The following is a 24,301-nucleotide window of genomic DNA, read 5'->3' as shown; positions in this document are numbered from 1 at the left end:
TAGTCAGTCATTATGGAGAAATGACGAAGAAGCCCACCAGAGCGGCCGCCGCCAAGGCAGCAAGTCCGAAGCCCCAAGCCGGCGGAGAGATCACCCCGGCGTCGAACCGTGCGACGCGTGCTGCGGAGCGGCGCGATGCGATCGTCGAAGCAGCGATGGAGGAGTTCATCGCGCGCGGCTTTGCCGCGACGCGGCTCGACGACATTGCCAAGCGCGCCGGAGTCGCGAAGGGCACGATCTACCTGCACTTCAAGGACAAGGAATCGATGTTCGAGGAGCTGGTGCGCATCGTGATCGTGCCGGTGGTCGCGCGGCTCACTGCATTGCCGCCGCCGACGGGCTCAGTGCGCGATCTGATCGAGATGTTTGCCGGCAACTTCATCAAGGAGGTCATCGGCACCAAGCGTGGCGATCTCGTCCGCCTGATCGTGGCGGAAGGGCCGCGCTTTCCGGCCGTTGCCGACTTCTATTACCGCGAGGTCGTCTCGCGCGGGATGGCCGGCATGCGCGCGCTGATCGAGCTCGGCATTGCTCGTGGCGAGATCCGCGAGAAGGACCTCGCCCGTTATCCGCAGATCCTGGTCGCGCCCGCGATGATCGCAGTGATCTGGCAGAGCCTGTTTGCGCGCCACGCACCGCTCGACGCGCAGGACATGCTGCGCGTCCATCTCGATTTGATTTTTGGTGAACGGAGGACGACATGAGGTCGTCGCAAAGGATATTTGCAATCGCACTGGCCGTCGTGCTTGCCACCGGACTTGCCGGCTGCAAGGAGAAGCGCGATCCCGGTTTCCAGGGCTGGGTCGAGGCCGACATGATCTATGTCAGCCCGGACGAGGCCGGTCGCGTGACCAAGCTGGATGTCCGCGAGGGCGACGTCGTGAAGGTCGGCGATCCCCTCTATTCCGTCGACGACGATCTCCAGCTTGCCGATCTCAACCAGACCAAGGCGACGCTGGCCAACGCGCAGCAGGTATTTGATCGCGCGGATTCCCTGCGCAAGACCGGCTCGGGCACGCAAGCCGCGCTCGATTCCGCCGTCTCGGATCTGCGCGTCGCACAGGCGCGGGTGGTGACGTCACAGACGCGGTTGGCGCGGCGCAAGGGCTTTGCGCCTGTTGCCGGCACCATCCAGCAGATCTATTTCCGCGAGGGCGAGATGGTGGCGGCGCAGCGGCCGGTGCTCTCGATCATGCCGCCCGGCAACATGAAGCTGCGCTTCTTCGTGCCGGAGACGGAGTTGCCGAAACTGTCTGTTGGCGACGAGGTGCGGGTGGCCTGCGACAATTGCGCCGCCGACCTCACCGCAAAGATCTATTTCATCGCGACCTCTGCGGAATACACCCCGCCCGTGATCTACAGCCTCGATGAGCGCAACAAGCTCGTCTATCTGGTTCAGGCGCGGCCGTCGCGGCCCGATGCCTTGCGGGTGGGCCAACCGATCGACGTCTATCTCAACCCGAAGACCCCGGTGGCGGACAAGCGATGAACGCCGGCGACCACATTGCGATCGATGTCAAGGGCCTGACCAAATCGTTCGGCGGCCGCGAGGTCGTGCACGATCTGTCGATGCAGGTGAAGCGCGGCTCGATCTACGGCTTCCTCGGGCCGAACGGCTCGGGCAAGACCACCACCATCCGCATTCTCTGCGGCCTGCTGACGCCCGATAGCGGCGAGGGCACCTGTCTAGGCTACGACATTTTGACGGACGCCGACAAGATCAAGCGCCAGGTCGGCTATATGACCCAGCGCTTCAGCCTGTATCAGGACCTCTCCGTGCGCGAGAATCTCGAATTCGTCGCGCGGCTCTATGGCCTTGCCGATGCGCGCGGTGCGGCGCGCGACATGATCAAGCGGCTCGGCCTCTCCGGTCGCGAGGCGCAGCTCGCCGGCGAGCTCTCCGGTGGCTGGAAGCAACGGCTGGCGTTGGGCGCCTGCACGCTGCCCAGCCCAAAGCTGTTGTTGCTCGACGAGCCGACGGCCGGAGTCGATCCCAAGGCGCGGCGCGATTTCTGGAACGAGATCCATGCGCTCGCGGCGGAAGGGCTCACCGTGCTGGTTTCTACCCACTACATGGACGAAGCCGAGCGGTGCCACGAGATCGCTTACATCGCCTATGGCCATCTGTTGACCCACGGTACGGTGGAGGAGGTAATCGCGGGATCCAAGCTCACGACCTACACCGTAACAGGCGAGAACTTGAACGACCTCACGGCCGCGCTGTCAGGCAAGCCCGGAATCGACATGGTGGCACCGTTCGGCACCTCCCTGCATGTTTCGGGGCGCGACGTCGCCGCGTTAGAGACCAGCATCGCGCCGTGGCGCGACAACAGCGGTCTTCATTGGCAGAAGGCGGCGCCCTCGCTGGAGGACGTGTTCATCGAGCTGATGGGCCGCTCCAAGGACAATTTTCAGGGATGATTTCCAATGAGCGCCGTCGATCAGCTTACGCCCGCACATGAGATCAGGGAGCGCTTCGGCTTCTGGAAGCGCTCGTATGCGATGCTGATCAAGGAGTTCATCCAGCTCAGGCGCGACCGCGTTTCGTTCGCGATGATCGTGATGCTGCCGGTGATGCAGCTCCTGCTGTTCGGTTATGCCATCAACACCACGCCGCACAATCTGCCGAGCGCCGTGCTGCTCCAGGAGGATAGCGATCTCGCCCGCTCGGTCCTGAAAGCACTCGAAAACACGGCCTATTTCCACTTCATCTATGAGGTGCATGATGTCGACCAGTTCGACAATCTCCTGAAGTCGGGCAAGGTGCTGTTCGGGGTGGAGATCCCGCGCGGCTTCGAGCGCGCGGTGCGGCGCGGCGACAAGCCGGCGCTGCTGGTTGCGGCCGATGCCACCGATCCGGTCGCCGCGAGCGCGGCGCTCGGCTCGCTCGGTATGATCGTGCAGACCGCACTCGCGCATGATCTTTACATCGGCAATCCCCCGGACCTGCCGTTCGAGATCCGCGCCCATGCCCGTTATAATCCGGCAGCGAATTCCAGCCTCAACATCGTGCCGGGGCTGGTCGGCACCATCCTCACCATGACGATGCTGATCTTCACCGCGTTGTCAGTGACGCGCGAGGTCGAGCGCGGCACCATGGAGGCGCTGTTGTCGATGCCGATCAAGCCGGTCGAGGTCATGTTCGGCAAGATCATCCCTTACGTGCTGGTCGGCTTCGTCCAGGCCTTCCTCATCATCGGCATCGGCGTGGTCCTGTTCGGCGTGCCCGTGCTCGGCAATCTGTTTCTGCTGGCGCTGCTCTCGACCCTGTTCATCACCACCAATCTGGCCATCGGCTACACGATCTCGACGGTCGTGCAGAACCAGCTCCAGGCCATGCAGATGTCGATGATGTTCTTCCTGCCGAGCATCCTGCTGTCAGGCTTCATGTTTCCGTTCGCGGGCATGCCGACCTGGGCGCAATATGTCGGCGAATGCCTGCCCCTGACCCATTATTTGCGCATCGTCCGCGCCATCATGCTGAAGGGCGCGACCATGCAGAATCTGCAGTTCGACGCGCTGGCGCTGACGGCCCTGATGGCGCTTGCCATGGTCATCGCCGTGACGCGCTTCCGCCGCACGCTGGATTGAGGCAGACTGCCCCGGAATCGAGGGGGTGGAATGGTCAGATTTTTGAAAGCCAGGCGGAAAGCCGTCCTGTCGGAGGCGTTCGAACGGGAGCTGACGCGCGAGGTGCTGCGCACCGAGCTGTTGCGGGTGAAGGCGTTGATCGCCACGGGCTGCGTCATCCTGGTCCTGCTCACGGCAACCCTCGTGGTCGATCCTGCCATCGCAAGCCGGATCTGGCGCGGCACCGACGGCATGGTCCGCGAATATGCTCTCGTGACGGCCTTCATGCTGCTCGAGGTCTGGATCCACGGCCAGATCAGTCGAAATCTCGAGCTCGATCGCGATCTGCCCGTGATCAGGCGCTATGTCGGCGCCTTTATCGAGACGTCGCTGCCGACGCTCATCCTGATCCTCCAGATCCGCAGCATGGGCGCTGGGCCCGCGCTCGGTTTCGTGCTGCCGATGGTCTATTTCATCTTCGTCATTCTTTCGACGCTGCGGCTCGATTTCTGGCTGTCCGCTTTCACCGGATTTGTTGCCGCCGCCGAATTGCTGGCCGTTGCGCTGTATTACAATTCGACCAACGAGACCGGCGAACCTCTGATCTACTTCCACGCGGTACGCAGCATGGTGATCCTGGTCTGCGGCGTGCTGGCGGGCTCCGTCGGCGCGCAGTTGCGGCGGCAATTCGCGGCGAGCATCGCGGCGGCGACCGCGCGCGATCGGGTGACCAACCTGTTCGGCCAGCATGTTTCGCCGCAGGTGGTCGAACGGCTGATGACGCAGGGCACCAGTGCTGCCGGGGATCTCCGCCGCGTCGCCGTGATGTTCGTCGATTTCCGCGGCTTCACCGCCGGTGCGCGGTCGCGTACGCCGCAGGAGGTCGTCGACCGGCTCGACGGCGCGTTCGCGGTGCTGGTCGATATTCTCGATCGCAACGGCGGCATCGTGAACAAGTTTCTCGGCGACGGCTTTCTCGCGCTGTTCGGCGCGCCGCTGGAGGCGTCCGATGCCGCGCATCGATCTGTCGCGGCGGCCCGCGAGATGTTGAGTGCAATGGACCGCATCAATGCGCAGACGAACTGGCCGCTGCGAATCGGCATCGGCATCCATTTCGGCGAGGTCGTCGCCGGCAATATCGGCTCGCCCCGGCGCAAGGAATACACCGTGATCGGGGACACCGTGAACTTCGCCTCGCGGCTCGAGGCGCTCAACAAGGAGTTCGGCTCGCAACTGCTGATCTCCGCATCCGTGCGTGAGGCGCTCGGCGACGACGGCGAGGACGCCGTTGCGCTCGGCGAGGTCACCGTGCGCGGTTACGAGCAGCCGGTCCCGGTGTTTCAATTGGGGTGAAGGGGTCTGCTCGGGTTCGTTTGAAGATGCGCGCGGACATAGCCCTGCCGCTCTTCGAGCGGTCTTTCGCGGTAATATGGTAGCGCTTGACTTCCTTTTCATCTAGTCATCTATATGACTATATGAATTCCGATCCGCGCGACAGCCGCCTGCCACGCTACCAGCTTCTGCGCGACGACCTCGCCGCGCGGATCAACCGCAATGAATGGCGGCCGGGCGAGCCGATTCCGTCGGAAGCCGAGCTCGGCGCTCATTACGGCGTCGCCATCGGCACCGTGCGCAAGGCGATCGACCAGCTCGTCGCTGATGCCGCGCTGGAGCGCCAGCAGGGGCGCGGCACCTTCGTCCGCCGTGCGCGCTTCAACTCCTCGCTATTCCGCTTTTTCCGTTTCCAGTCCGAAAGCGGCGAGCGGCGCGTGCCGCAGAGCCGCATCCTCAGGCGCAAAAGCGTCCCGGCGACTTCTGCTGTCGCATCGGCGCTGCGCATTCCCGTTGGCGAGCCCGTGATCAGCCTGTCGCGCCTGCGGCTGATCGACGGCGTGCCGCTGCTCGCCGAGGAAATCTGGCTCCAGCAATCGCGTTTCGCCCAAATCCTCGAGATCGAGACCGCCGAGTTCGGTGACCTTCTGTATCCGCTCTATGAAGAGCGCTGCGGCGAAGTGGTGGTCTCCGCCGAGGAAATCCTGACGGTCGAGACCGCCAACCAGATGCAGGCGCGGCTGCTGCGGCTCGAAGCGCATGCACCCCTGATCGTGATCGAGCGTCTCGCGCTGGATCTGGAGCGGCGGCCGATCGAATGGCGTCGCTCGCGCGGGCCGGCGGATCGCTTCCGCTACCACGCCGAGATCCGATGACGGCCGTTTTCAACGACATCAAGCAATAACGCGTACAGGGATAGGAAACATGTCGAACTGGTACAGTGAGAGCTCGCCGCTGGAACGGCGCACGTTCTGGGCAAGCTTCGGCGGCTGGGCACTGGATGCGCTCGATGTCCAGATGTTCGGCCTCGCCATTCCCGCGCTCATCGCGGCCTTCGGTATCGGCAAGGCCGACGCCGGTCTGCTCGGCTCCGTCACATTGTTCTTCGGCGCGTTCGGCGGCTGGCTCGGCGGCGCGCTCGGCGACCGCTTCGGTCGCGTCAAGGCGCTTCAGATCACGGTCGCGACCTTTGCGCTCGCGACATTCGCATCAGCGTTTGCGATGAGCTACACCCAGCTTCTGGTACTCAAGGCGATCCAGGGCCTCGGCTTCGGCGCCGAATGGGCCTGCGGCGCAGTGCTGATGGCTGAGATCATCCGACCCCAACATCGCGGCAGGGCGCTCGGCACGGTGCAGAGTGCCTGGGCCGTCGGCTGGGGCGCGGCGGTGCTGCTGTCCGCGCTGGTCTTCACCTACGCGCCGGCGGACATCGCCTGGCGCATCCTGTTTGCGATCGGATTGTTGCCGGCGCTGCTCATCCTCTTTATCAGGCGCGGGCTGAAGGAGCCGCCGCGCGCCGTTGCAAAGGATCGAGATGCGCCGTTCCTCGCCACGCTCTCAGGCATCTTCCACCGCGACGTGCTGCGCTCGACCCTGGTCGGCGGCCTGTTCGGCATCGGCGCCCACGGTGGTTATGCTGCGCTGACGACATTCCTGCCGACCTATTTGCGCCAGGAGCGGCACCTGTCGGTGCTCGGCTCCAGCGGATATCTCGCCGTCATCATCGTCGCCTTCTTCTGCGGCTGCGTCGCGAGCGGGATCATCAGCGACCGCATCGGCCGCCGGGCCAATGTCGCGTTCTTTGCCAGCGCATGCATCGCCACCGTGCTGGTCTACATCTTCGCGCCGCTGACCAACAGCCAGATGCTGGTGCTGGGCTTCCCGCTCGGCTTCTTCTCGGCGGGCATTCCCGCCAGCATGGCGGCGCTGTTCAGCGAGCTCTATCCCGCCGGCGTCCGCGGCACGGGTGTTGGCTTCTGCTACAATTTCGGCCGTGTCGTCTCCGCCGCGTTTCCCTTCCTGGTCGGCTTCCTCGGTGACCGCATCGGCCTCGGTCCCGCGATCGGTATCGATGCGGCCTTTGCCTATGCGCTGGTGCTGATCGCGGTTCTGCTCCTGCCGGAAACCCGCGGCAAGGTGTTCGAGCAAACCGCGGCCACCCACGCCTGACCGAAAATGAGGAGTAACGATCATGACATTGTTCCAGCGCGGCCTGACGCGCCGCAGGTTTGGCGCGGGCCTCGCGTCGCTTGCCACAGTGGTCGCGACCACAGCCAGGAGTGAGGCGGCCTTGCCTGTGATCGACACCCACGCCCATGTCTTCCATCGCGGGCTGAAACTCGCACCGGGCCGCCGCTATGCGCCCGACTATGATGCGCCGCTCTCGCTCTATCTCGAGCAGCTCGATCAGAATGGCACGAGCAACGGCGTGCTGGTGCAGCCGAGCTTTCTCGGCACCGACAATTCCTACCTCGTCGATTGCCTGAAGCACACCGGCGGTCGCCTGCGTGGCATTGCGGTGGTCGATCCCGCCGTCTCCGCGGACGAGTTGCGTTCGCTCGATCGCGCCGGCGTGGTCGGCATTCGCCTCAATCTCGTCGGCCAGCCTTTGCCCGAGCTTGCTTCGGACGAATGGAAGAGATTGCTCGCAGACGTGAAGGCAATGGGCTGGCAGGTCGAGATCCAGCGCAACGCGGCCGATCTCGCCGTGCTCGTGCCGCACCTGCTCGATCATGGCGTCCCTGTCGTGCTCGATCATTACGCGCTGCCGGATCCCAAGCTCGGCGTCGCCGATCCCGGTTTTCAGTCGGTGCTGAAGCTGGGCGCGACCGGGAATGTGTGGGTCAAAGTCTCGGCGCCATATCGCAACGGGCCGGCCGGTGAGAGCTTTGCCAAGGAAGCGTATCCGCTGCTGCGCAGTGCTTACGGCCTCGATCGCCTGCTCTGGGGCAGCGACTGGCCGCACACGCAGTTCGAGGCAACGCAGACTTACGCCAAGAACCGGCAATTCCTCGACACGCTCGTCGTCGACGGGCGCGAGCGGGCGCAAGTGCTGGCCTCGCCGCGATCTCTCTTCCGTTTCTGACGCGCGTCGCGATTGCTCCGATTGCTCTCTATTTTGGGGCATGACGGGCGATGTTTTGGGCTTGTAGAGTGCTGCGCGAGGCGGTCGGCTTGCCGCCGCCATTTGCGTGAGGACTCGCCATGCAGCGCCGCTATGTCACCATCGATGTGTTCACCGATCGCGCTTTCGGCGGCAACCAGCTTGCCGTGGTGCTCGATGCAGGCGGGCTCTCCACACAGCAGATGCAGGCGATCGCGACCGAGTTCAATTATTCGGAGACGACGTTCGTGCTGCCGCCGCGCGACAAGGCCAACGACGCCGAGGTGCGCATCTTCACGCCGGTACTCGAGATTGCCTTTGCCGGCCACCCCAATGTCGGCACTGCGTTCGTACTTGCGTCAATGGCCAGACAGCCGAAGCCGCGTCTGCTGTTCGAAGAGAAGGCCGGGCTCGTGCCGGTGGAGATCGTTCGAGAGCATGGTCGGGTGATCAGGACGGAGCTTACCGCGCCGCAGCCGCTCCAGCGGTTTGCGCCGCTGTCACCTGCCGAGGCCGCGAGCTGCATTTCGCTGAGTGCGGACGACGTCAAGACCGACAACCATGCGCCGCATGTTGTCACCGTCGGAAACGCGTTTCTGGTGATGGAGCTGCATTCGCGCGAGGCGTTGAAGCGGGCCCGGCCCGATGCTGCGGCCTATGGTAAGCTCCTGCCGCGCGACGGCGCCCGCTCGGTGTGGTTCTATACGCGCGACGTGCCTCCGGAAGAGGCGCCGTGCGAGCGGCAGGCGCGCATGTTCATGCGCGGCGCCAGCGGCCTCACCGAGGATCCCGCCACCGGCAGCGCGACCGTCGCCGCCGCCGCGCTGTTCGCCGACCTCGATTCCGTCAGCGATGGCGAGTTGAGGCTCGCGGTTGGCCAGGGTTTTGATATGGGCCGCCCCAGCATGCTCCAGACGCGCGTCGTCAAGCGCGATGGCAAGATCGTATCGGCCCATGTCGGAGGCGCTTGCGTGCAGATGATGGAGGGGACGTTCAGGTTGGCGGGGGAGGGCTGACAGCTACGCCTGCCGCCCCGCCAAATTCTTCACCGCCACGCCATCGCGCTCCTCGATGAGTTCGGCGATGATCCGGCGGTGGCAATGGGTATGGTCGCGCTCGTAGCAGAGCAGGCAGACGGGCCCGGCTTTCATCACCAGCGCCGAGAGCTCGTCCATCTGCTCCCTGGCCTCCGGCGTCTTCAGATGCTCTAAGAAAATCTTCTCCAGCACGTCGTATTGCCCGCTGCGCGCGGCGAGCCGACCCTCCTTGGGCGTGCCGAGGCCTGCGAGATGAACATAGGCTATGCCGCGTTCGTCGAGACCTGCGGCGAGCTGCTTCTTGGAAAAGCCCGGCCGGCGCGACGACGTCACGGCGCGCACGTCGACCACCAGCTTGACGCCGGCCTGCTCCAGCTCGTCCAGCACGGCCTTGGGCGGCGTCTGCTCATAGCCGATGGTGAAGAGCTTTTTCGCCTTGGCCATCGCTCTCTTTCAGCTGACCCGCGCGATCAGTTCCATGGCGCCATGCGGTGCGCGCACCTTGCCTTCGTGGATCACATAGGCGAACACGTCGCGCGGCTCCTTCTTCGGCTTCGCCTTGTCAACCTTGGGCAGGTCGTCGGGTTCACGTCCCTCGGCCCAGGCGTGGAAGCGCTCAGCCCAGGCGTCGAGTTGCTTCGGCGGATAGCAGGTCTTGATCTCGTCATTACCCTTCTGCAGCCGGGCATAAACGAAGTCGCCGGCGACATCGGCGATGGCGGGGTATTTGCCGTGCTCGGCGAACACGACGGGCGTCCCGAATTCGCGGATCAGCGCTATGAATTCAGGCGCGCAGAAGCTGTCGTGACGCACTTCGACGACGTGACGCAGCGCGCGGCCATCGAGCCTGCGCGGCAATAGTTCCAGAAACTTGCCGAAATCGGCGCCGTCGAATTTCTTTGTCGGCGCGAACTGCCACAGCACCGGCCCGAGATGATCGCCGAGTTCCAGCACGCCGGAATCATAAAAGCGCTTGATGGAATCGCCGGCCTCGGCGAGCACGCGCCTGTTGGTGGCGAAGCGCGGTCCCTTCACCGAGAACACAAAGCCCTCGGGCACTTCGGCTGCCCATTTGCGAAAACTCTCCGGCTTCTGCGAGCCGTAATAGGTGCCGTTGATCTCGATCGAAGTCAGCTTCGAGGCGGCGTAGGAAAGCTCCTTCGCCTGCGTCAGCTTCTCCGGATAGAACACGCCGCGCCACGGCTCGAAGGTCCAGCCGCCGATACCGATGAAGATCTTGCCGGATTTTTTGGTCGCGGTTTTTGCTTTGGCCACGGAGGGATCTCGCATCGGCGGGAAGGGGAGGGCCGCATCCTATTCAAACCGGAAGTGATTGGCCAGTTCTCGCATCCTGTCTAGGCTCGCTGCGCCGTCTGCAAAAAAAGCGAGAAGATGCGGATGCAGTTGCCGGGAGCGGCGCTCGTGATGATGACATCTGCTGCCAGGACCTATTCGGCGATGGCGCAAGACGCCGACGCGAAGGGCGTACAGAAGCTCACCATGCACGGTAGCGACGATTGCTGGCATTGCCTCGCGCGGGAATATTCGCGCGACTCAAATCAGGCCGCCGGTGAAGTAAGAAGTGGCGAATGGCGAGTAGCGAATAGGGACGGCTACCGGCTTGCCGCCATTCGCCATTGACTATTCGCCTCGCGCCCCCTGGCCCTTCCGGCCGTGCGTTCATCCGTGGTATGATCGGACCTATCAGGAACAGGGGCGGGCTGGCATGTCGTCTGAGTCGGTGGGTGGCATTTTTGGCGCTGTTGTCGCGGCGGTGGCGCTGGCGGTTGCCGTCGTCTTTGGGCCGATCGGGCAGTACGGCAAGCCCCCCAAGCCGGCCAAGGTCGAGCCGGCCCCCGCCGTGGCGCCCGCAGCCCCGGCCGCGCCGGCGCCGCGGGGGCCGGTGATCCGGGAAGTCCCGAACCAGTAATGGCCTGAAAATGGGCGGTTTCGGCCTCTTGCGGAGCGGCTTCGCCGTCCCCATCTAGGCTCCAACGGCGACGTCGAGCGAATACTCCGTCGCTGGAACGACCTTGGAATAGCTTGGGCTGCGCCGGATGTACGCGCGGTTCGCCGTTCCGGGGTCGTTGGCATTTTAGGCCCTGCTTTGGGCCGTTCCCCCAAGACCCCGGCTTGGCATCGCAGGACGCGGCGGATATACGCTGCCGTCATGAATGAAGCGATCAGACCGGGCGTCGACTATCAGGCTCAAGAAGGGCCGGAATTGTCGGTTATCGTCCCGACCTTCAACGAACGTGACAACGTTACCGTGCTGTACCGGCGGCTGGAGGCGACGCTTGTCAACGTCGCCTGGGAAGTTGTGTTCGTCGACGACAATTCGCCTGACGGCACCTGGGACGTCGTGCGTGCGCTCGCTCTGAAGGACAGCCGCGTGCGCTGCATCCGCCGAATCGGCCGCCGCGGCCTGTCGGGCGCCTGTATCGAGGGCATCCTGGCTTCGAGCGCGCCTTACGCGGCCGTGATCGATGCCGACCTCCAGCATGACGAGACCCAGCTGCCGAAGATGCTGCTGCTGCTCGCAAGCGACAAGGCCGACCTCGTCGTCGGCAGCCGCTACATCGAGGGCTACAAGAGCGAAGGTTTCAACAAGCAGCGCGCCGGCGCCAGCGCGCTGGCGACCGAGGTCGCCCGGAAGATGCTGCGGGTCGAGATCGCCGATCCCATGAGCGGCTTCTTCATGGTGCGACGCGATCGCTTCGAGCAGCTTGCGCCAAAACTGTCGGTGCACGGCTTCAAGATCCTGCTCGACCTGGTCGCGACCGCGCATGGCGAATTGCGCGCGATCGAGATTCCCTACACGTTCGGCGCCCGCCAGCATGGCGAGAGCAAGCTCGATTCCATGGTCGCGCTCGACTTCCTCGGCCTTGTGCTTGCGAAGCTGACCAACGACATCGTCTCGCTGCGCTTCATCCTGTTCGCGATGGTCGGCGGCATCGGCCTGGTGGTGCATCTCACCACGCTGTTCGTCGCGCTCGAGCTGATCAAGGTGCCGTTCGCGGAGGCACAGGCCGCCGGCGCCGTCGTCGCCATGACCACCAACTTCGTCATGAACAACTTCCTCACCTATCGCGATCAGCGGCTGAAGGGCTTTGCGATCCTGCGCGGCCTGATCATGTTCTACATCGTCTGCAGCGTCGGCCTGCTCGCCAATGTCGGCGTCGCCTTCTCGGTCTACGACCAGGAACCGATCTGGTGGCTGGCGGGCCTCGCCGGCGCGCTGATGGGCGTGGTGTGGAATTACGCGATGTCCGGACTGTTCGTCTGGCGCAAGAAATAGCGCGCCAAGGATTCAGGTATGGGCGGGGCTGACGCGCGGATCGTCCGCAATACGGCGCTGGCGCTCCTCGCGCTGGTCGCGTTGCGGCTCGTTGCAGCCGCCTTCACGCCGCTTACCTTCGACGAAGCCTATTACTGGATGTGGTCGAAGAGCCTCGCTGGAGGCTATTACGACCATCCGCCGATGGTGGCTTACGTCATCCGCGCCGGCACCATGATCGCGGGCGATACCGAGCTCGGCGTCCGTCTGGTCTCGATCCTGCTCGCGCTGCCGATGAGCTATGCGATCTATCGCACGGCTGCGATCCTGTTCGGCGGGGCGCGGGTGGCCGCGACCAGCGCCATCCTGCTCAACGTGACCATGATGGCTTCGGTCGGCACGCTGATCGTGACGCCGGATGCGCCGCTGCTGGTCGCTTCCAGCTTCGTGCTGTTCTTCCTCGCAAAAGTGCTGGAGACCGGCCGCGGCGCCTGGTGGCTCGCGGTCGGCGCCGCCGTCGGCGCGGCGCTGCTGTCGAAGTACACCGCGATGTTCTTTGGCGCTGCGATCCTGATCTGGCTCGCGGCGGTGCCAAAACTGCGGCGCTGGTTCCTCTCGCCCTGGCCCTATCTCGGCGGCCTCGTCGCGCTTGCGCTGTTCTCGCCGGTGATCCTCTGGAATGCGGATCATCACTGGGTTTCTTTCGTCAAGCAGCTCGGGCGTGCCAAGGTCGAGGATTTCCGCCCGGTCTTCGTCGCGGAGCTGATCCCGACCCAGATCGCATTTGCGACGCCACTGGTGTTCATCCTCGGCGCGATGGGCCTGCACGCACTGACCTGGCGCCGGGCCGGCGCGCTGGCCTCGCGCGTGCTGATCGAGACGATGTTCTGGACCATCGTCGCCTATTTCGTCTGGCATTCGCTGCACGCCCGCGTCGAGGCCAACTGGTTCGCGCCGGTTTATCCGCCCTTCGTCGTCGCCGCAGCAGCCGCGGCCAACCTTGCGCAGTGGAAGCCGCGGGCGCAGCGCCTGGTGGATTTCTGCCTGCGCTGGGCTGCGCCGACCGGAATCGTGATGTTTGCCGCGCTGATCCTGCAAGCCAATACCGGCTGGCTGTCAGGCTATCGCCGCGATGCGACGGTGCGCAGCGTCGGCGTCGGCTGGCGTGAGCTCGCCGCGGCCATCGAAGCGGCGCGCGTCGCCAATGGCGCGAGCTGCGTGCTCGCGCCTGACTACGGCACCACGGGCTGGCTCGCCTTCTATCTGCCGCGCGGCTCCTGCGTGGTGCAGCAGGACCAGCGTATCCGCTGGGTCAACATGCCCGAGCCCGATCCAAAACTGCTCGCAGGCAAGCTGATCTATGTCGACGAGATCAGGCCCGATGGCCATCCCTTCCTCAACCATCTCTTCACGCAGGTGAGGCGCGTCGGCGAACTGCAGCGCAAGCGCGGCCCGCTGGTCGTGGAGACCTACGGCATCGATCTGCTCGAGGGCGCCAGGGGCGACGTGCTGGACCGTTCGCCGCCGCCCGAACTTCAGCCCTGAAGATCACGCCGCTCTCCGGCGCGGACTACGCCGTTCCGCGCCACGCAAGTTTGCGGCCTGCAGCTGCTTGACGATCAGCGCCTGGCCAGTGAGCGGCTCTCGGTTGTGAGATCCTGGGCGGGGCGGCGTTCCGTCCACAGTTGCACGCCGATGAACACCGCGACTGGCGGTATGGCAGCCGCAAGCGTGATCGCGGCATCGAGCCAGACGCCGTGCGTGAACGCGAACAGATTGAGCCCGGCCCAGGCCACCATCGCCGCCGCGGCCGCGACGTAGCCGAGCGCGCTGCGTCGCCAGGCGAGCAGGCCGACCAGCAGCATCGGCAGCAGGATCGCGACGAGGCCATCTGCGATGTGAACCCTGCGGTCGCGCAAGATGCCGTCGCCGGCGACCAGATGCGTGATCGCGGTCGACACCACCTCGACGCCGGGCATCAGGGAATCGAACGGCGTCGGAGCGAAATCGCTGCCGCCGGCAACGGCGGCGCCGATCACGACGATCCGGTTCTCGATCGCCTTGCGGTCGAGCGTGCCGTCGAAAATGCTCTGCGCGCTGACGGTGCGAATGGTGCGGCGCGGGCCGTAATAGGTGATGGGCAGCGAAAAGCCGCTATCGGTCGGCACCGTGCGATCACCGAGCATGAGATGATCGGGCGCGATCGTCAGCGGCTTGTCGAGCGCGCGGCTGGCGACCCGCAGCGGCAACGACAGTTCGATCCTGTCGCCGGTCCGGAACAGCATCGGCTCCGAGAGCGGCGAGCCGGATTGTCCGGTCGCGACGTTGACGATTCCGACATCGGCGTGGTCGGCGAAAGCTGGCAACGGCAGCAGAAAGCGCTCGGCCTGGGGAAGGGTGGCGAGCGGCCCGTCGCCGCCGGATGCCACCGTCTCGCTCGCGGCCGGAAAGATCGCAGCGCCTGCGAGCACCATCGGGCCGGTCGCAAGCGTGTGGGCCAGCGTGGCATCGCCGATCGCGGCGCTGCGGTCGACCAGCAACAGGTCGATTGCGACGATTTTCGGCTTGAACTGCACGATGGTGTCGACCACGCGGGCGAGGTCGGCGCGCGGCAGCGGATAGCTGCCGCCGCGTTTCACCACGGTGTCGTCGATCGCGACGATGGTGACGAGATCGGGCGGAGCCTGCACGCCACGAACCTGGGTTCGCCAATCGGTCAGCGTCGCCTCGAGCCGATCGAGAAAGAGCAGATGGCCGTTGGCGTGAGCGGCAAAAATGCCGCCGCCCCATAGGGCAGCGAGGACGAGGGCCAACACGATCTCGGTGCGTCTATTCATACCGTCGTACTGCAATCCGGTCTTGGTCCGCGTCGTTTGGCGCGAACCTCGTTTCAATGTCTGCGGACTTCGTGATCCAGCCTTCTTGGCCGGGCCGTGGTGACCCAACCCTGCCATCAGCACACCGACGCGCGGCAAAAGGCCGAGCACGTAGCTATTTTCTCGTCCGGGCCATTTCCAGATCGGTGCGATCAATTTTCAGTCAGGGAAAACCGTCTTTCCTCTCCCTTGTCCTCCCTGGAGAGGGAGGAGCCGGGCTGCGCCAGCGTGGCGCAATGCTTCCCCGCTTTCTTCCGGAAATCGATGACCACGAAAACGACTTGGTTGGTGCGTTTAGAGATGCGGCCGGAGGCCTCGGAATCGGCTGCGGAACCGGCCGAGAATTGTGGTTAACAGCGTGGCCTAAGTCAGTAGTTGTGCGGGCTTTTTTCTCGAAATGGCACAGCGTTAACGGGTTGCCCTGGATCTGCCAGAACTTAATCCGCATTTAACTAAAAGTCGCCTTAATGACGCTCCGACCTTCTGCGAGATGCCATTCCCGGATCGTGACCAGCGGCACTTCGGAGGGGGACTTAGTGACACCGTCCTGGACGCAAGGCGAATGAGTACGAGTATCGCTGCGCAAAGTTACGCGGCACGGAAGCCAAACAATTCTCGGAAGTCTTCCCGGAACATGACCAACCAAAACGTGCTTGGCGCCGCCGTGGCCGGCTGCGTCCTGCTTGCCGGCTGGACCGTCTACAACAACATCTTCGCAGCCAGCGTCTATCCGACCGTCGGCAGTTCCGGCTACGACGAGCCCGTGGTCAAGCGCGCGCCCAAGGTCGCGCTGCGCGAAGCGGGCGAGGCCATCAGGGAAACCTTTGCGCTGCTGCCCGACCGGCTGCAGGTGGCTGCACCGATCTCGCGCGAAATGTTCAATGAGCGCTTCGCCGCGGCAGCGACGCAAGGCGTGGACTCCAACGCCGCGAGCGCCGCGCCCGAGACCAAGGTCGCCGAAGTCAAGGATGCGCCGAAGCCGACCGTCGTCGCGAAGGTCGCGGACGTGCTGAAGAGCCCCGTCAAGGCCGTCGAGAGGATCGCGGATGCCGCGAAGACCAGGCGCTCGGAAGCGCCGGTGCAATTGGCTTCTGCTGATCCGGCCCAGATCGTGCCGGCGCCCGAGGCGAAGCCGAAGTCCTTTGCCGATCGTGCCAAGGCCGCGGTGATGTCGATCACCGGCCCGCGCCAGTCGATGGTGGAGAAGCTCTGGGGCAAGCGCGAGCCCTCCGGCGGCTTGCTCGCCTACGCCTCGGCCGACGCCAGCGTGACCTCGGCGATCGCGCCGAAGGAGCAGAACCCGATGTTCGGCGGTGCGCCGCCCTACGAACGCGACACCGCGGTCTACGACATCACCGCCAAGACGGTCTATCTGCCTGATGGCACCAAGCTCGAGGCGCATTCCGGCCTCGGCTCCAATCTCGACGATCCGCGCTCCTCGAAAGTCCGCATGCGCGGCGTGACCCCGCCGCACATCTACAATCTGAAGCCGCGCGAAGCGCTGTTCCACGGCGTGCCCGCGCTGCGTCTGACACCGATCGGCGGTGAGAACGCAATCTACGGCCGCGATGGCCTGCTCGCGCACACTTTCATGCTCGGGCCGAACGGCGATTCCAACGGCTGCGTGTCGTTCAAGGATTACTACGCGTTTCTCGACGCCTATCGCAACAAGGGCATCCGCAAGCTCGCGGTGCTGGCGCGCGTCGAGTGATCTCAGCCGCCTCCAGACAATAACAAGGGCCGCTTGCAGCGGCCCTTTTTCTTTTCGCCGCTTCCGCCTGTGACCTTGTCAGGCCGCGCTGGTTGCCATGGTCTTGCGCAGCGCCATCTCGGTCGCGATCGCCTCCCGCACGGTGGGGCGCGCCTGCAGGCGTTCGAGATAGGCTGCGAGCGGTGGCCATTGCGCGATGTCCACGCCTGCGGGACGAAGCAGCAGCAAGGCCCAGGTGAGATGCGCATCCGCGACGGTGAAGCTGTCAGCCACCAGGAACTCGCGGTCCGCCAGATGTGCCGATGGCACCGACAATGTCTGTCCGATCCGCGCGCGCGGCTTGGCGAGCGAGGCATCATCCTTGTACCAGAAGGTCGGAAACAGAAAGGCCTTGTGGATCTCGGCCCCGACGAAGCTCAGCCATTCCTGCAAGCGGTAGCGATTGACGTCGCCAGGCGGCGGTGCAAGACCGCGCTCGGGCTTCATGTCGGCAATGTATTGCAGCACCGCCGCGTTTTCCGTCAGGCGCTCGCCGTTCTCCAGCACCAGCACCGGCACCGCGCCCTTCGGCGAGATGTCGCGAAAATCGCCGCCGTCGTCCGCAATTTTCTTGGTCTGGAGATGCACCTGATGATAGCGCGCATCCAGACCGGCTTCCATCAGCGCGATGCGGCTCGCAAGCGAGCAGGCCATCGGCGAGAAATACAGCTCCAGCATCGCGTTTCTCCGTTATCTCAGCGCATCGCCGCGCGCGATGATCGCGAAGCGGTCGGAAAGTTCGGCCAGCGCAACCTCGTGAATGGTGCGGGCGTCGAGCGTGCCGCCGCGTCCATCCGGCAGGTCGCGCGTGGCGCAGGCATCGGCATCGACAGTGGTGCGAAGGCCGAGATCGAGTGCGGCCCGCGCGGTGGAGCTGACGCACATATGCGTCATGAAGCCGGCCAGCACGATGTTCTTCCTGCCGGTCTCGTCGAGGCGCGCCTTGAGGCCGGTGCCGGCGAAGGCATTGGGCAGCTCCTTCTCGATCACCAGCTCGCCGGAGCGCGGCTGAAGCTCCGCGACGATGGCGCCGCGCTCGGTGCTGCGATCGAACAGGCCGCCTGCCTTGCCGCGATGGGCGATGTGGAGGATCACAGTTCCCGCTTCGCGCGCCCGCGCCAACAGCGCGGCTGCGCGCGCGATCGCCGGCCGGGCGTCGGGCAAGGCAAGGGGCCCCGCGAGGTATTCGTTCTGGATATCGATCAGCACCAGCGCGGCGTCGCCAAGACGCGGCGGATTGAGGTCGGCGCCGGCGAGCTGGAGCAGGGTCGTTGCAGCAGTCATGGTCGTGGTCATCTCCGAGGGAAAGCCGAGGAAGGCCTGCCCAACCATAGCGCGGGGTGGGCCTGCCGATATGCAGGGATATCGCAGCCGCCGGCTGCGATATTGCAGGCGGACCCCGCGCGATGTAGCCTGACGCCATGAACTGGGACGATCTGCGCATCATCGCTGCCGTCAGGGACGAGGGCACCTATGCCGGCGCCAGTGCGCGACTGCGCATCGACGAGACCACGGTCGGGCGCAGATTGTCTCGCATCGAACGCGCGCTCGGCCTGCGCCTGTTCGAGGCCGCCGACGGCGTCCGCAAGCCAACGCGGCAATGCGAGGCGGTGCTGGCGCATGTCGAAGCGATGGCGGCGCATGCCGCCGAGATCGGCCGCGTCGGCGAGAGCCTGGCAGGTCCGGTGGGACGCCTGCGCATCGCCTCCACCAACACGGTCGCCGAAGAGGTGCTATCGCCGCGCGCGAGCGACTTCCTGCGGGCCAATCCCGGCCTGACATTGCAATTCCTGACCTCGAGCGAGAACGTCAAGTTCTCGCGCTGGGAGGCCGATCTCGCCATCCGACTGCGCAAGCCCGACAAGGGCGACTTTGCGATCTCGAAGCTCGGCGAGATCAAGCTCTATTATTTCGAGCCTGCCGCAATCGACGGCGAGGCGATGCTGTGCGCCTATCCGGATGAGCTCGGTGCCATTCCCGAGATGCAATTCCTGCGCACCAGGAAAGCCCGTGCGCGCTGCGTCGCCGACAATGTCCGCGTCATCCGCAACATGATCCGCGCGCATCAGGCCGCCGGCGTGTTGCCGGAATATGTTTGCGCGGATCTGCTCGCCGATCGTCGCCTGCGTGCCGCGCTGTTGCCGAAGCGGCGCGATGCCTGGCTGCTCGTGCAAAATCATCTCAAGCGCGACGCCGCAACGCGCGTGACGATCGATTGGGTGAGGGCGTGTTTTCAGGAGATGGCGCGCAGCTGAGGCGATGTCTCGATGTGACGATCCAAAATTGTTGTTGCAGCTCTTGGTTGAATGGTTCTCCGTCTGATCCTGACATTCGGTTGTCATTCCGGGGCGGCGCGAAGCGCCGAGCGACGGTGCGCAATTGCGCCTTCGTTCCGTCCGGCTTGCGACGACGAGCGCGTGTCCAAACAAAAACCCCGGCATTGCTGCCGGGGTTTCGCATTTGTGGAGCGAGGTCCCGGATCTGCGGTGCACCACTTCGCGCTGCACCGCGTCCGGGACGACTTCGTCGCCTTAGAAGTCCATGCCGCCCATGCCGCCGCCCGGGGGCATCGCGGGAGCCGCGCCGCCCTTCTTGGGCAGTTCGGCGACCATGGCTTCCGTGGTGATCAGCAGCGCCGCAACCGAAGCTGCGTTCTGGATCGCGGTACGGACCACCTTGGTCGGGTCGATGATGCCCTTCTTGACGAGGTCGCCATACTCGCCGGTCTGGGAGTCGAAGCCGTAAGCATAGGCCTTGTTCTCCAGGATCTTGCCGACGATCACCGAGCCGTCTTCACCGGCGTTGATCGCGATCTGGCGAGCGGGCGCCGACAGCGCCTTGCGCACGATCTCGACGCCGGTCTTCTGGTCGTCGTTCTTGGTGCGCAGGCCCTTGAGCTGCTCGGAGGCACGGAGCAGGGCGACGCCGCCGCCCGGGACGATGCCTTCCTCGACAGCCGCGCGGGTCGCATGCATCGCGTCATCAACGCGATCCTTGCGCTCCTTCACCTCGACCTCGGTCGCGCCGCCGACGCGGATCACCGCGACGCCGCCGGCGAGCTTGGCGAGACGCTCCTGGAGCTTCTCACGGTCGTAGTCCGAGGTGGTCTCCTCGATCTGCGCCTTGATCTGGGCCACGCGCGCCTCGATGTCGGCCTTCTTGCCGGCGCCGTTGACGATCGTGGTGTTCTCCTTGTCGATCATCACCTTCTTGGCGCGACCGAGCATGTTGAGCGTGACGTTCTCGAGCTTGATGCCGAGATCTTCCGAGATCGCCTGGCCGCCGGTCAGGATCGCGATGTCCTGCAGCATGGCCTTGCGGCGATCGCCGAACCCCGGAGCCTTGACGGCCGCGACCTTCAGGCCGCCGCGCAGACGGTTCACAACGAGCGTGGCCAAAGCCTCGCCTTCGACGTCTTCGGCGACGATGACCAGCGGCTTGCCGGTCTGCACCACGGCCTCGAGCAGCGGCAGCAGCTCGTTGAGCGAGGAGAGCTTCTTCTCGTTGATGAGGATGTAGGCGTCGTCCATCTCAACGCGCATCTTGTCCGCGTTGGTGACGAAGTAGGGCGAGATGTAGCCGCGGTCGAACTGCATGCCCTCGACGACGTCGAGCTCGGTCTCGAGCGACTTGGCTTCCTCGACGGTGATGACACCCTCGTTGCCGACCTTCTTCATGGCGTCGGACAGGAACTTGCCGATCTCCTGGTCGCCGTTCGCCGAGATGGTGCCGACCTGGGCGATCTCGTCGTTCGAGGTGACCTTCTTGGAGTTCTTCTGGAGGTCCGCAACGACGGCCTCGACCGCGAGGTCGATACCGCGCTTGAGGTCCATCGGGTTCATGCCGGCGGCAACCGACTTGGCGCCTTCCTTGACGATCGCCTGGGCAAGCACGGTGGCGGTGGTGGTGCCGTCGCCGGCCGCGTCAGCGGACTTCGAGGCGACTTCGCGCACCATCTGCGCGCCCATGTTCTCGAACTTGTCGTCGAGCTCGATCTCCTTGGCGACGGTGACGCCGTCCTTGGTGATGCGGGGAGCGCCGAACGACTTGTCGAGCACGACGTTGCGGCCCTTCGGACCGAGCGTGACCTTCACCGCGTTGGCGAGAACGTCGACGCCGCGCAGCATCTTGTCGCGCGCTTCAACCGAGAATTTGACTTCTTTGGCTGCCATCTGGAGTTTTCCTTGGATGTGTTTGACTGGAGGGAGCGAGGGGCCGTTAGGCCGCCTTCTTCTTGGAAGCGGGGACGTCGAGGACGCCCATGATGTCGCTTTCCTTCATGATCAGGAGATCGACGTTGTCGATCTTGACTTCAGTGCCAGACCACTTGCCGAACAGCACGCGGTCGCCGACCTTCAGGTCGATCGGGATCAGCTTGCCGGCTTCGTCGCGGCCACCCGGGCCAACGGCGACGACTTCGCCCTGGGAGGGCTTTTCCTTGGCAGTGTCGGGAATGATGATGCCGCCAGCGGTCTTCTCTTCTGCGTCGATGCGCTTGACCACGACGCGGTCGTGAAGCGGACGGAAATTCATGCAGTCCTCCTAAACATTTGCACGAGTTGAGGTTTTTAGCTTGTTAGCAATCTGTGCCCGCGAGTGCTAGCACAGGCGGGATTGAAATAGGACAGGAATTTTGCGGGAGCAAGGGTTTGTAGCAAAAAAATCAGCAGCCGGAAGTGCGGAGTGCCAACTTCGTGCGACCATCGTTAACCGCGTCGCGAGGGCCTCTCCAGGCTTCCTTGGGGGCCGTATTAGCACGGAGCTGCATCTGCTGCTAACGCGTTGAATTTCAACAGCTTGTTAAACTTTTAGGCTTGAGATGGATTGTCAGTTTGCGTCACATTTCTCTCATGTGAGCGCATCTCCACCGGGTGGCGCAACCAGTCGCGTACCGGATCAAGCCACCCCCTGAATGCGCTCCTGCAAAGGAGGTTGGCATGGGATTGCGGGTTGGAACCGTTTCCGAGGATTTCCGGAAACAGTTGCTGGGCTACGGGCTGACGACGGCCCAAATTCTCTACAGGATGCCGGATCATCGCTCGCTGCTGCAGACCTATGTCTGGCAGAACTACGACATGTTTCCGAAATTCCCGGCGCTGACCGACTTCCTGGCGTTCTGGCAGGAGAAGCTCGACGGCCCGCTGCATTCGGTGACGGTGGCGCATTCCAAGCTGATCAAGCCGGCCGAGCTGCGCGCCGTGGATGGCGTGTTCCGGCTGCATTGACGGTGTGCAGGGTGGATTAGCCTGCGGCTGGGCGAAGCGCGTCGCTGGCGTAATCACCTCTTGCTTTCCACGCGCCGAGAGAGAATCGGTGGATGACGCCTTCGGCTAATCCACCCTACGAGAGCTGTTTTCATGCTAGCCTCCGTCCATGACAACGGGAGGCCGGCCCATGGCCAAGAAAACAAAATCGGAAACAAAATCGGAAACAAAATCGAAAACGAAATCGCGCAGCGCAGCCCAGAGCGCAGTGAAAAAGCGCAGCGGCGCCAAAGCCGCAACCCGCTCCTCGGCGCGCAAGGCGGTGAGGGCGAAGGCGCGCACGACGACGGCAAATGCATCCGTCAAGAAGCCGGCGCGCCCCAGGCAGCGCATCGCCATCAGCCATCACCGCGAGGAAGATTTCAAAGCCGATGGCCTGCGTGCTTACGCAAAATACCGCGACCTCGGCATCGCCGCCGCAAGCCACGGCCTCGCGCAAGCGCACGTCATCCGCCTGCAAGGCCCCTGCGATCCCACTGAGGTCTCGAAGCTGCACTTCCACGACGTCGAGTTCCAGATGGTCTACGTGCTCAAGGGCTGGGTGAAGACCTACATGGACGGGCAGGGCGAGACCATGATGAAAGAAGGCAGCGCCTGGACCCAGCCGCCGAAGATCAAGCACATGATCCTGGACTATTCCGATGACGTGGAATTGCTGGAAGTGATCCTGCCGGCGGAGTTCAGGACGGTGGAATTGAAGGCGTAGGCCGATCTCGCATCACTTGTCATTGCGAGCGAAGCGAAGCAATCCAGGCCACCTTCGCTGATACATTCCTGGATTGCTTCGCTCCGCTCGCAATGACGGCGGAGAGACCGCGCTACGTCAACACTCCCACGATCGCGCCCATCAGGCAGGTCGTCAGCGTCCCCGACACGATAGACTTCAATCCCAGTGCGTTGATCTCCTCGCGCCGGTCCGGCGCCATCACACCCAGGCCGCCGATCATGATGCCGAGGCTGGCGAAATTGGCGAAGCCGCACATCGCGTAGAGCATGATCAGGCGCGAGCGCGCATCGAGTGTATCGGGTGGCATTTTCGAGAAGTCGACATAGGCGACGAGTTCGTTGAGCACGGTCTTGGTGCCCATCAGGCTGCCGGCGGTGATCGCCTGCTCCCACGGCAGTCCCATCAGCCAGCACACCGGTGCCATGATCAAACCCAGCACGCGCTGCAGCGAGATCGCGGCACCGCCGACGTTTGGCAGCAGCCCAAGCACCGCATTGACGAGATAGACCAGCGCCACCAGCACCAGGAGCATGGCCACGATGTTGATCAGCAGTTCGATCCCCGCACTGGTACCTTTCACGATGGCGTCCATGGTGCCCGAAACCTGCATCTCCGGATCCTCCAGCGCGCCGCCGGTGCGCTTGTCTGACGTCTCGGGGATCATGATCAGGCTGACGAGGATGGCAGCCGGCGCGCCCAGCACGGAGGCGATGACGAAATGCGCGGCCGCGTCGGGGATGAGGGGAGCCAGCAGCGTCGCATAGAGCACCAGCACGGTGCCGGCGATGCCGGCCATGCCGCCGGTCATCACCAGAAACAATTCACTGCGGCTCATCTGCGCCAGATACGGCCGCACGAACAGCGGCGCCTCGACCATCCCCAGGAAGATGTTGGCGGCGGTCGAGAGCCCGACCGCGCCGCCGACCCCTAAGGTGCGCTCCAGCAGCCAGGCCATGCCGCGCACAACAGGCGGCAGCACGCGCCAGTAGAACAGCAGCGTCGTCAGCACGCTCATCACAAGCACGATCGGCAGCGCCTGGAATGCCAGGATGAAATCGGCACCCGGCGCCTTCAGGTCGAACGGCAGGGGGCCACCGCCGACATAGCCGAACACGAAGGAGGAGCCGGCGCGCGAGGCGGCCGAGATGGCCCCGACCGCGTCGTTGATGGCGCCGAAGGCGTGCGCGACAACAGGCACCTTCAGCAGCACGATCGCGGTGACGAAGGTCACGACGAGGCCGATCAGCGCCTGGCGCAACGAGACCGCGCGGCGATTCTCCGCCAGCGCGAAGGCGATCAGCAGCAATGCGAAAACCCCGAGTGTCGATTGCAGCCGCAGCATGATGTCCCCAACCCCCCGATGAT

Annotated in this window: 24 protein-coding genes and 1 pseudogene; 17 read left to right on the top strand and 8 right to left on the bottom strand. The window is 64.4% G+C overall.

Annotation, left to right across the window (positions count from 1 at the left end; all coding sequences use genetic code 11):
* Positions 1–20: 20 nt before the first annotated feature.
* The 9 genes from ACVIIW_RS32015 to ACVIIW_RS31975 all read left to right on the top strand — a co-directional run bounded on the left by ACVIIW_RS32015 (position 21) and on the right by ACVIIW_RS31975 (position 9,021).
* A complete protein-coding gene (locus ACVIIW_RS32015) occupies positions 21–704 on the top strand; it encodes a TetR/AcrR family transcriptional regulator (RefSeq protein ID WP_456704349.1) in 684 nt (227 codons plus the stop codon).
* Positions 701–1,489 (top strand): HlyD family secretion protein, encoded by a 789-nt coding sequence (locus ACVIIW_RS32010; RefSeq protein ID WP_456704348.1) that lies wholly within the window; start codon positions 701–703, stop codon positions 1,487–1,489. The genes ACVIIW_RS32015 and ACVIIW_RS32010 overlap by 4 nt, the downstream gene beginning before the upstream one ends.
* A complete protein-coding gene (locus ACVIIW_RS32005; RefSeq protein ID WP_456704347.1) occupies positions 1,486–2,421 on the top strand; it encodes an ABC transporter ATP-binding protein in 936 nt (311 codons plus the stop codon). The genes ACVIIW_RS32010 and ACVIIW_RS32005 overlap by 4 nt, the downstream gene beginning before the upstream one ends.
* A gap of 6 nt (positions 2,422–2,427) precedes the next feature.
* Entirely contained in the window at positions 2,428–3,591 is a 1,164-nt protein-coding gene (locus tag ACVIIW_RS32000; RefSeq protein ID WP_456704346.1) for an ABC transporter permease, read from the top strand.
* Between the two features lie 30 nt (positions 3,592–3,621).
* The gene (locus tag ACVIIW_RS31995) at positions 3,622–4,923 is read left to right on the top strand and encodes an adenylate/guanylate cyclase domain-containing protein (protein ID WP_456704345.1); all 1,302 of its coding nucleotides are present in this window, start codon (positions 3,622–3,624) and stop codon (positions 4,921–4,923) included.
* A gap of 122 nt (positions 4,924–5,045) precedes the next feature.
* Positions 5,046–5,777: a GntR family transcriptional regulator gene (locus tag ACVIIW_RS31990; protein ID WP_456704344.1), complete on the top strand. Its 732-nt coding sequence runs from the start codon at positions 5,046–5,048 to the stop codon at positions 5,775–5,777.
* A 49-nt stretch (positions 5,778–5,826) separates the two neighbouring features.
* Positions 5,827–7,071 carry an MFS transporter gene (locus ACVIIW_RS31985; RefSeq protein ID WP_456704343.1) on the top strand — a complete coding sequence of 415 codons (1,245 nt, stop codon included), beginning with the start codon at positions 5,827–5,829 and terminating at the stop codon, positions 7,069–7,071.
* Positions 7,072–7,093: 22 nt separating this feature from the next.
* Positions 7,094–7,987, top strand: coding sequence for an amidohydrolase family protein (locus tag ACVIIW_RS31980; protein WP_456704342.1), 894 nt, complete (start codon positions 7,094–7,096; stop codon positions 7,985–7,987).
* Positions 7,988–8,106: 119 nt separating this feature from the next.
* Positions 8,107–9,021 carry a PhzF family phenazine biosynthesis protein gene (locus ACVIIW_RS31975; protein ID WP_456704341.1) on the top strand — a complete coding sequence of 305 codons (915 nt, stop codon included), beginning with the start codon at positions 8,107–8,109 and terminating at the stop codon, positions 9,019–9,021.
* A gap of 3 nt (positions 9,022–9,024) precedes the next feature.
* Here the strand turns inward: ACVIIW_RS31975 and ACVIIW_RS31970 are convergent, their stop codons facing one another.
* A complete protein-coding gene (locus ACVIIW_RS31970; protein ID WP_456704340.1) occupies positions 9,025–9,486 on the bottom strand; it encodes a DUF488 domain-containing protein in 462 nt (153 codons plus the stop codon).
* A gap of 9 nt (positions 9,487–9,495) precedes the next feature.
* Positions 9,496–10,332 (bottom strand): DUF72 domain-containing protein, encoded by an 837-nt coding sequence (locus ACVIIW_RS31965; RefSeq protein ID WP_456704339.1) that lies wholly within the window; start codon positions 10,330–10,332, stop codon positions 9,496–9,498.
* Between the two features lie 108 nt (positions 10,333–10,440).
* On the opposite strand from ACVIIW_RS31965, the gene ACVIIW_RS31960 reads away from it, so the two are divergent.
* The 4 genes from ACVIIW_RS31960 (at position 10,441) to ACVIIW_RS31945 (ending at position 13,864) form a co-directional block, all read left to right on the top strand.
* Positions 10,441–10,683 carry a hypothetical protein gene (locus ACVIIW_RS31960; RefSeq protein WP_456704338.1) on the top strand — a complete coding sequence of 81 codons (243 nt, stop codon included), beginning with the start codon at positions 10,441–10,443 and terminating at the stop codon, positions 10,681–10,683.
* Positions 10,684–10,768: 85 nt separating this feature from the next.
* Complete coding sequence (locus ACVIIW_RS31955) at positions 10,769–10,972, top strand: hypothetical protein (RefSeq protein ID WP_456704337.1); 204 nt, start codon at positions 10,769–10,771, stop codon at positions 10,970–10,972.
* 240 nt (positions 10,973–11,212) lie between these two features.
* Complete coding sequence (locus ACVIIW_RS31950) at positions 11,213–12,340, top strand: glycosyltransferase (RefSeq protein ID WP_456704336.1); 1,128 nt, start codon at positions 11,213–11,215, stop codon at positions 12,338–12,340.
* A gap of 18 nt (positions 12,341–12,358) precedes the next feature.
* Positions 12,359–13,864 (top strand): glycosyltransferase family 39 protein, encoded by a 1,506-nt coding sequence (locus ACVIIW_RS31945; RefSeq protein ID WP_456704335.1) that lies wholly within the window; start codon positions 12,359–12,361, stop codon positions 13,862–13,864.
* An 80-nt stretch (positions 13,865–13,944) separates the two neighbouring features.
* Here ACVIIW_RS31945 and ACVIIW_RS31940 read toward each other — a convergent pair.
* Positions 13,945–15,156, bottom strand: a pseudogene (locus tag ACVIIW_RS31940) (CHASE2 domain-containing protein); the annotation flags it as partial.
* Between the two features lie 673 nt (positions 15,157–15,829).
* Between ACVIIW_RS31940 and ACVIIW_RS31935 the strand changes: the two are divergent.
* On the top strand, positions 15,830–16,906 hold the full coding sequence (locus ACVIIW_RS31935; RefSeq protein WP_456704334.1) for a DUF2778 domain-containing protein: 1,077 nt from the start codon (positions 15,830–15,832) through the stop codon (positions 16,904–16,906).
* A 78-nt stretch (positions 16,907–16,984) separates the two neighbouring features.
* On the opposite strand, the gene ACVIIW_RS31930 is transcribed toward ACVIIW_RS31935, so the two are convergent.
* Complete coding sequence (locus ACVIIW_RS31930; protein ID WP_456704333.1) at positions 16,985–17,623, bottom strand: glutathione binding-like protein; 639 nt, start codon at positions 17,621–17,623, stop codon at positions 16,985–16,987.
* Between the two features lie 12 nt (positions 17,624–17,635).
* Positions 17,636–18,229, bottom strand: a complete 594-nt coding sequence (locus ACVIIW_RS31925) for a cysteine hydrolase family protein (RefSeq protein ID WP_456704332.1) — start codon at positions 18,227–18,229, stop codon at positions 17,636–17,638.
* A 137-nt stretch (positions 18,230–18,366) separates the two neighbouring features.
* Here ACVIIW_RS31925 and ACVIIW_RS31920 point away from each other — a divergent pair, with 137 nt between their 5' ends.
* A complete protein-coding gene (locus ACVIIW_RS31920) occupies positions 18,367–19,200 on the top strand; it encodes a LysR family transcriptional regulator (protein ID WP_456704331.1) in 834 nt (277 codons plus the stop codon).
* Between the two features lie 276 nt (positions 19,201–19,476).
* On the opposite strand, the gene groL is transcribed toward ACVIIW_RS31920, so the two are convergent.
* Both groL and ACVIIW_RS31910 read right to left on the bottom strand, forming a co-directional pair.
* On the bottom strand, positions 19,477–21,117 hold the full coding sequence (gene groL / locus ACVIIW_RS31915; RefSeq protein WP_456704330.1) for a chaperonin GroEL: 1,641 nt from the start codon (positions 21,115–21,117) through the stop codon (positions 19,477–19,479).
* Between the two features lie 46 nt (positions 21,118–21,163).
* Positions 21,164–21,478 (bottom strand): co-chaperone GroES, encoded by a 315-nt coding sequence (locus tag ACVIIW_RS31910; RefSeq protein WP_092239996.1) that lies wholly within the window; start codon positions 21,476–21,478, stop codon positions 21,164–21,166.
* Positions 21,479–21,882: 404 nt separating this feature from the next.
* Here ACVIIW_RS31910 and ACVIIW_RS31905 point away from each other — a divergent pair, with 404 nt between their 5' ends.
* Entirely contained in the window at positions 21,883–22,170 is a 288-nt protein-coding gene (locus tag ACVIIW_RS31905; RefSeq protein WP_092239997.1) for an usg protein, read from the top strand.
* Between the two features lie 169 nt (positions 22,171–22,339).
* Entirely contained in the window at positions 22,340–22,915 is a 576-nt protein-coding gene (locus tag ACVIIW_RS31900) for a cupin domain-containing protein (protein WP_456704329.1), read from the top strand.
* A 112-nt stretch (positions 22,916–23,027) separates the two neighbouring features.
* On the opposite strand, the gene ACVIIW_RS31895 is transcribed toward ACVIIW_RS31900, so the two are convergent.
* Positions 23,028–24,278: a NupC/NupG family nucleoside CNT transporter gene (locus ACVIIW_RS31895; protein ID WP_456704328.1), complete on the bottom strand. Its 1,251-nt coding sequence runs from the start codon at positions 24,276–24,278 to the stop codon at positions 23,028–23,030.
* Between the last annotated feature and the right edge of the window lie 23 nt (positions 24,279–24,301).

Source organism: Bradyrhizobium sp. USDA 4449 (assembly GCF_054056275.1).
The sequence above is the reverse complement of the archived record's forward strand: the minus strand, read 5'-3'. Positions and strand labels throughout refer to the sequence as shown.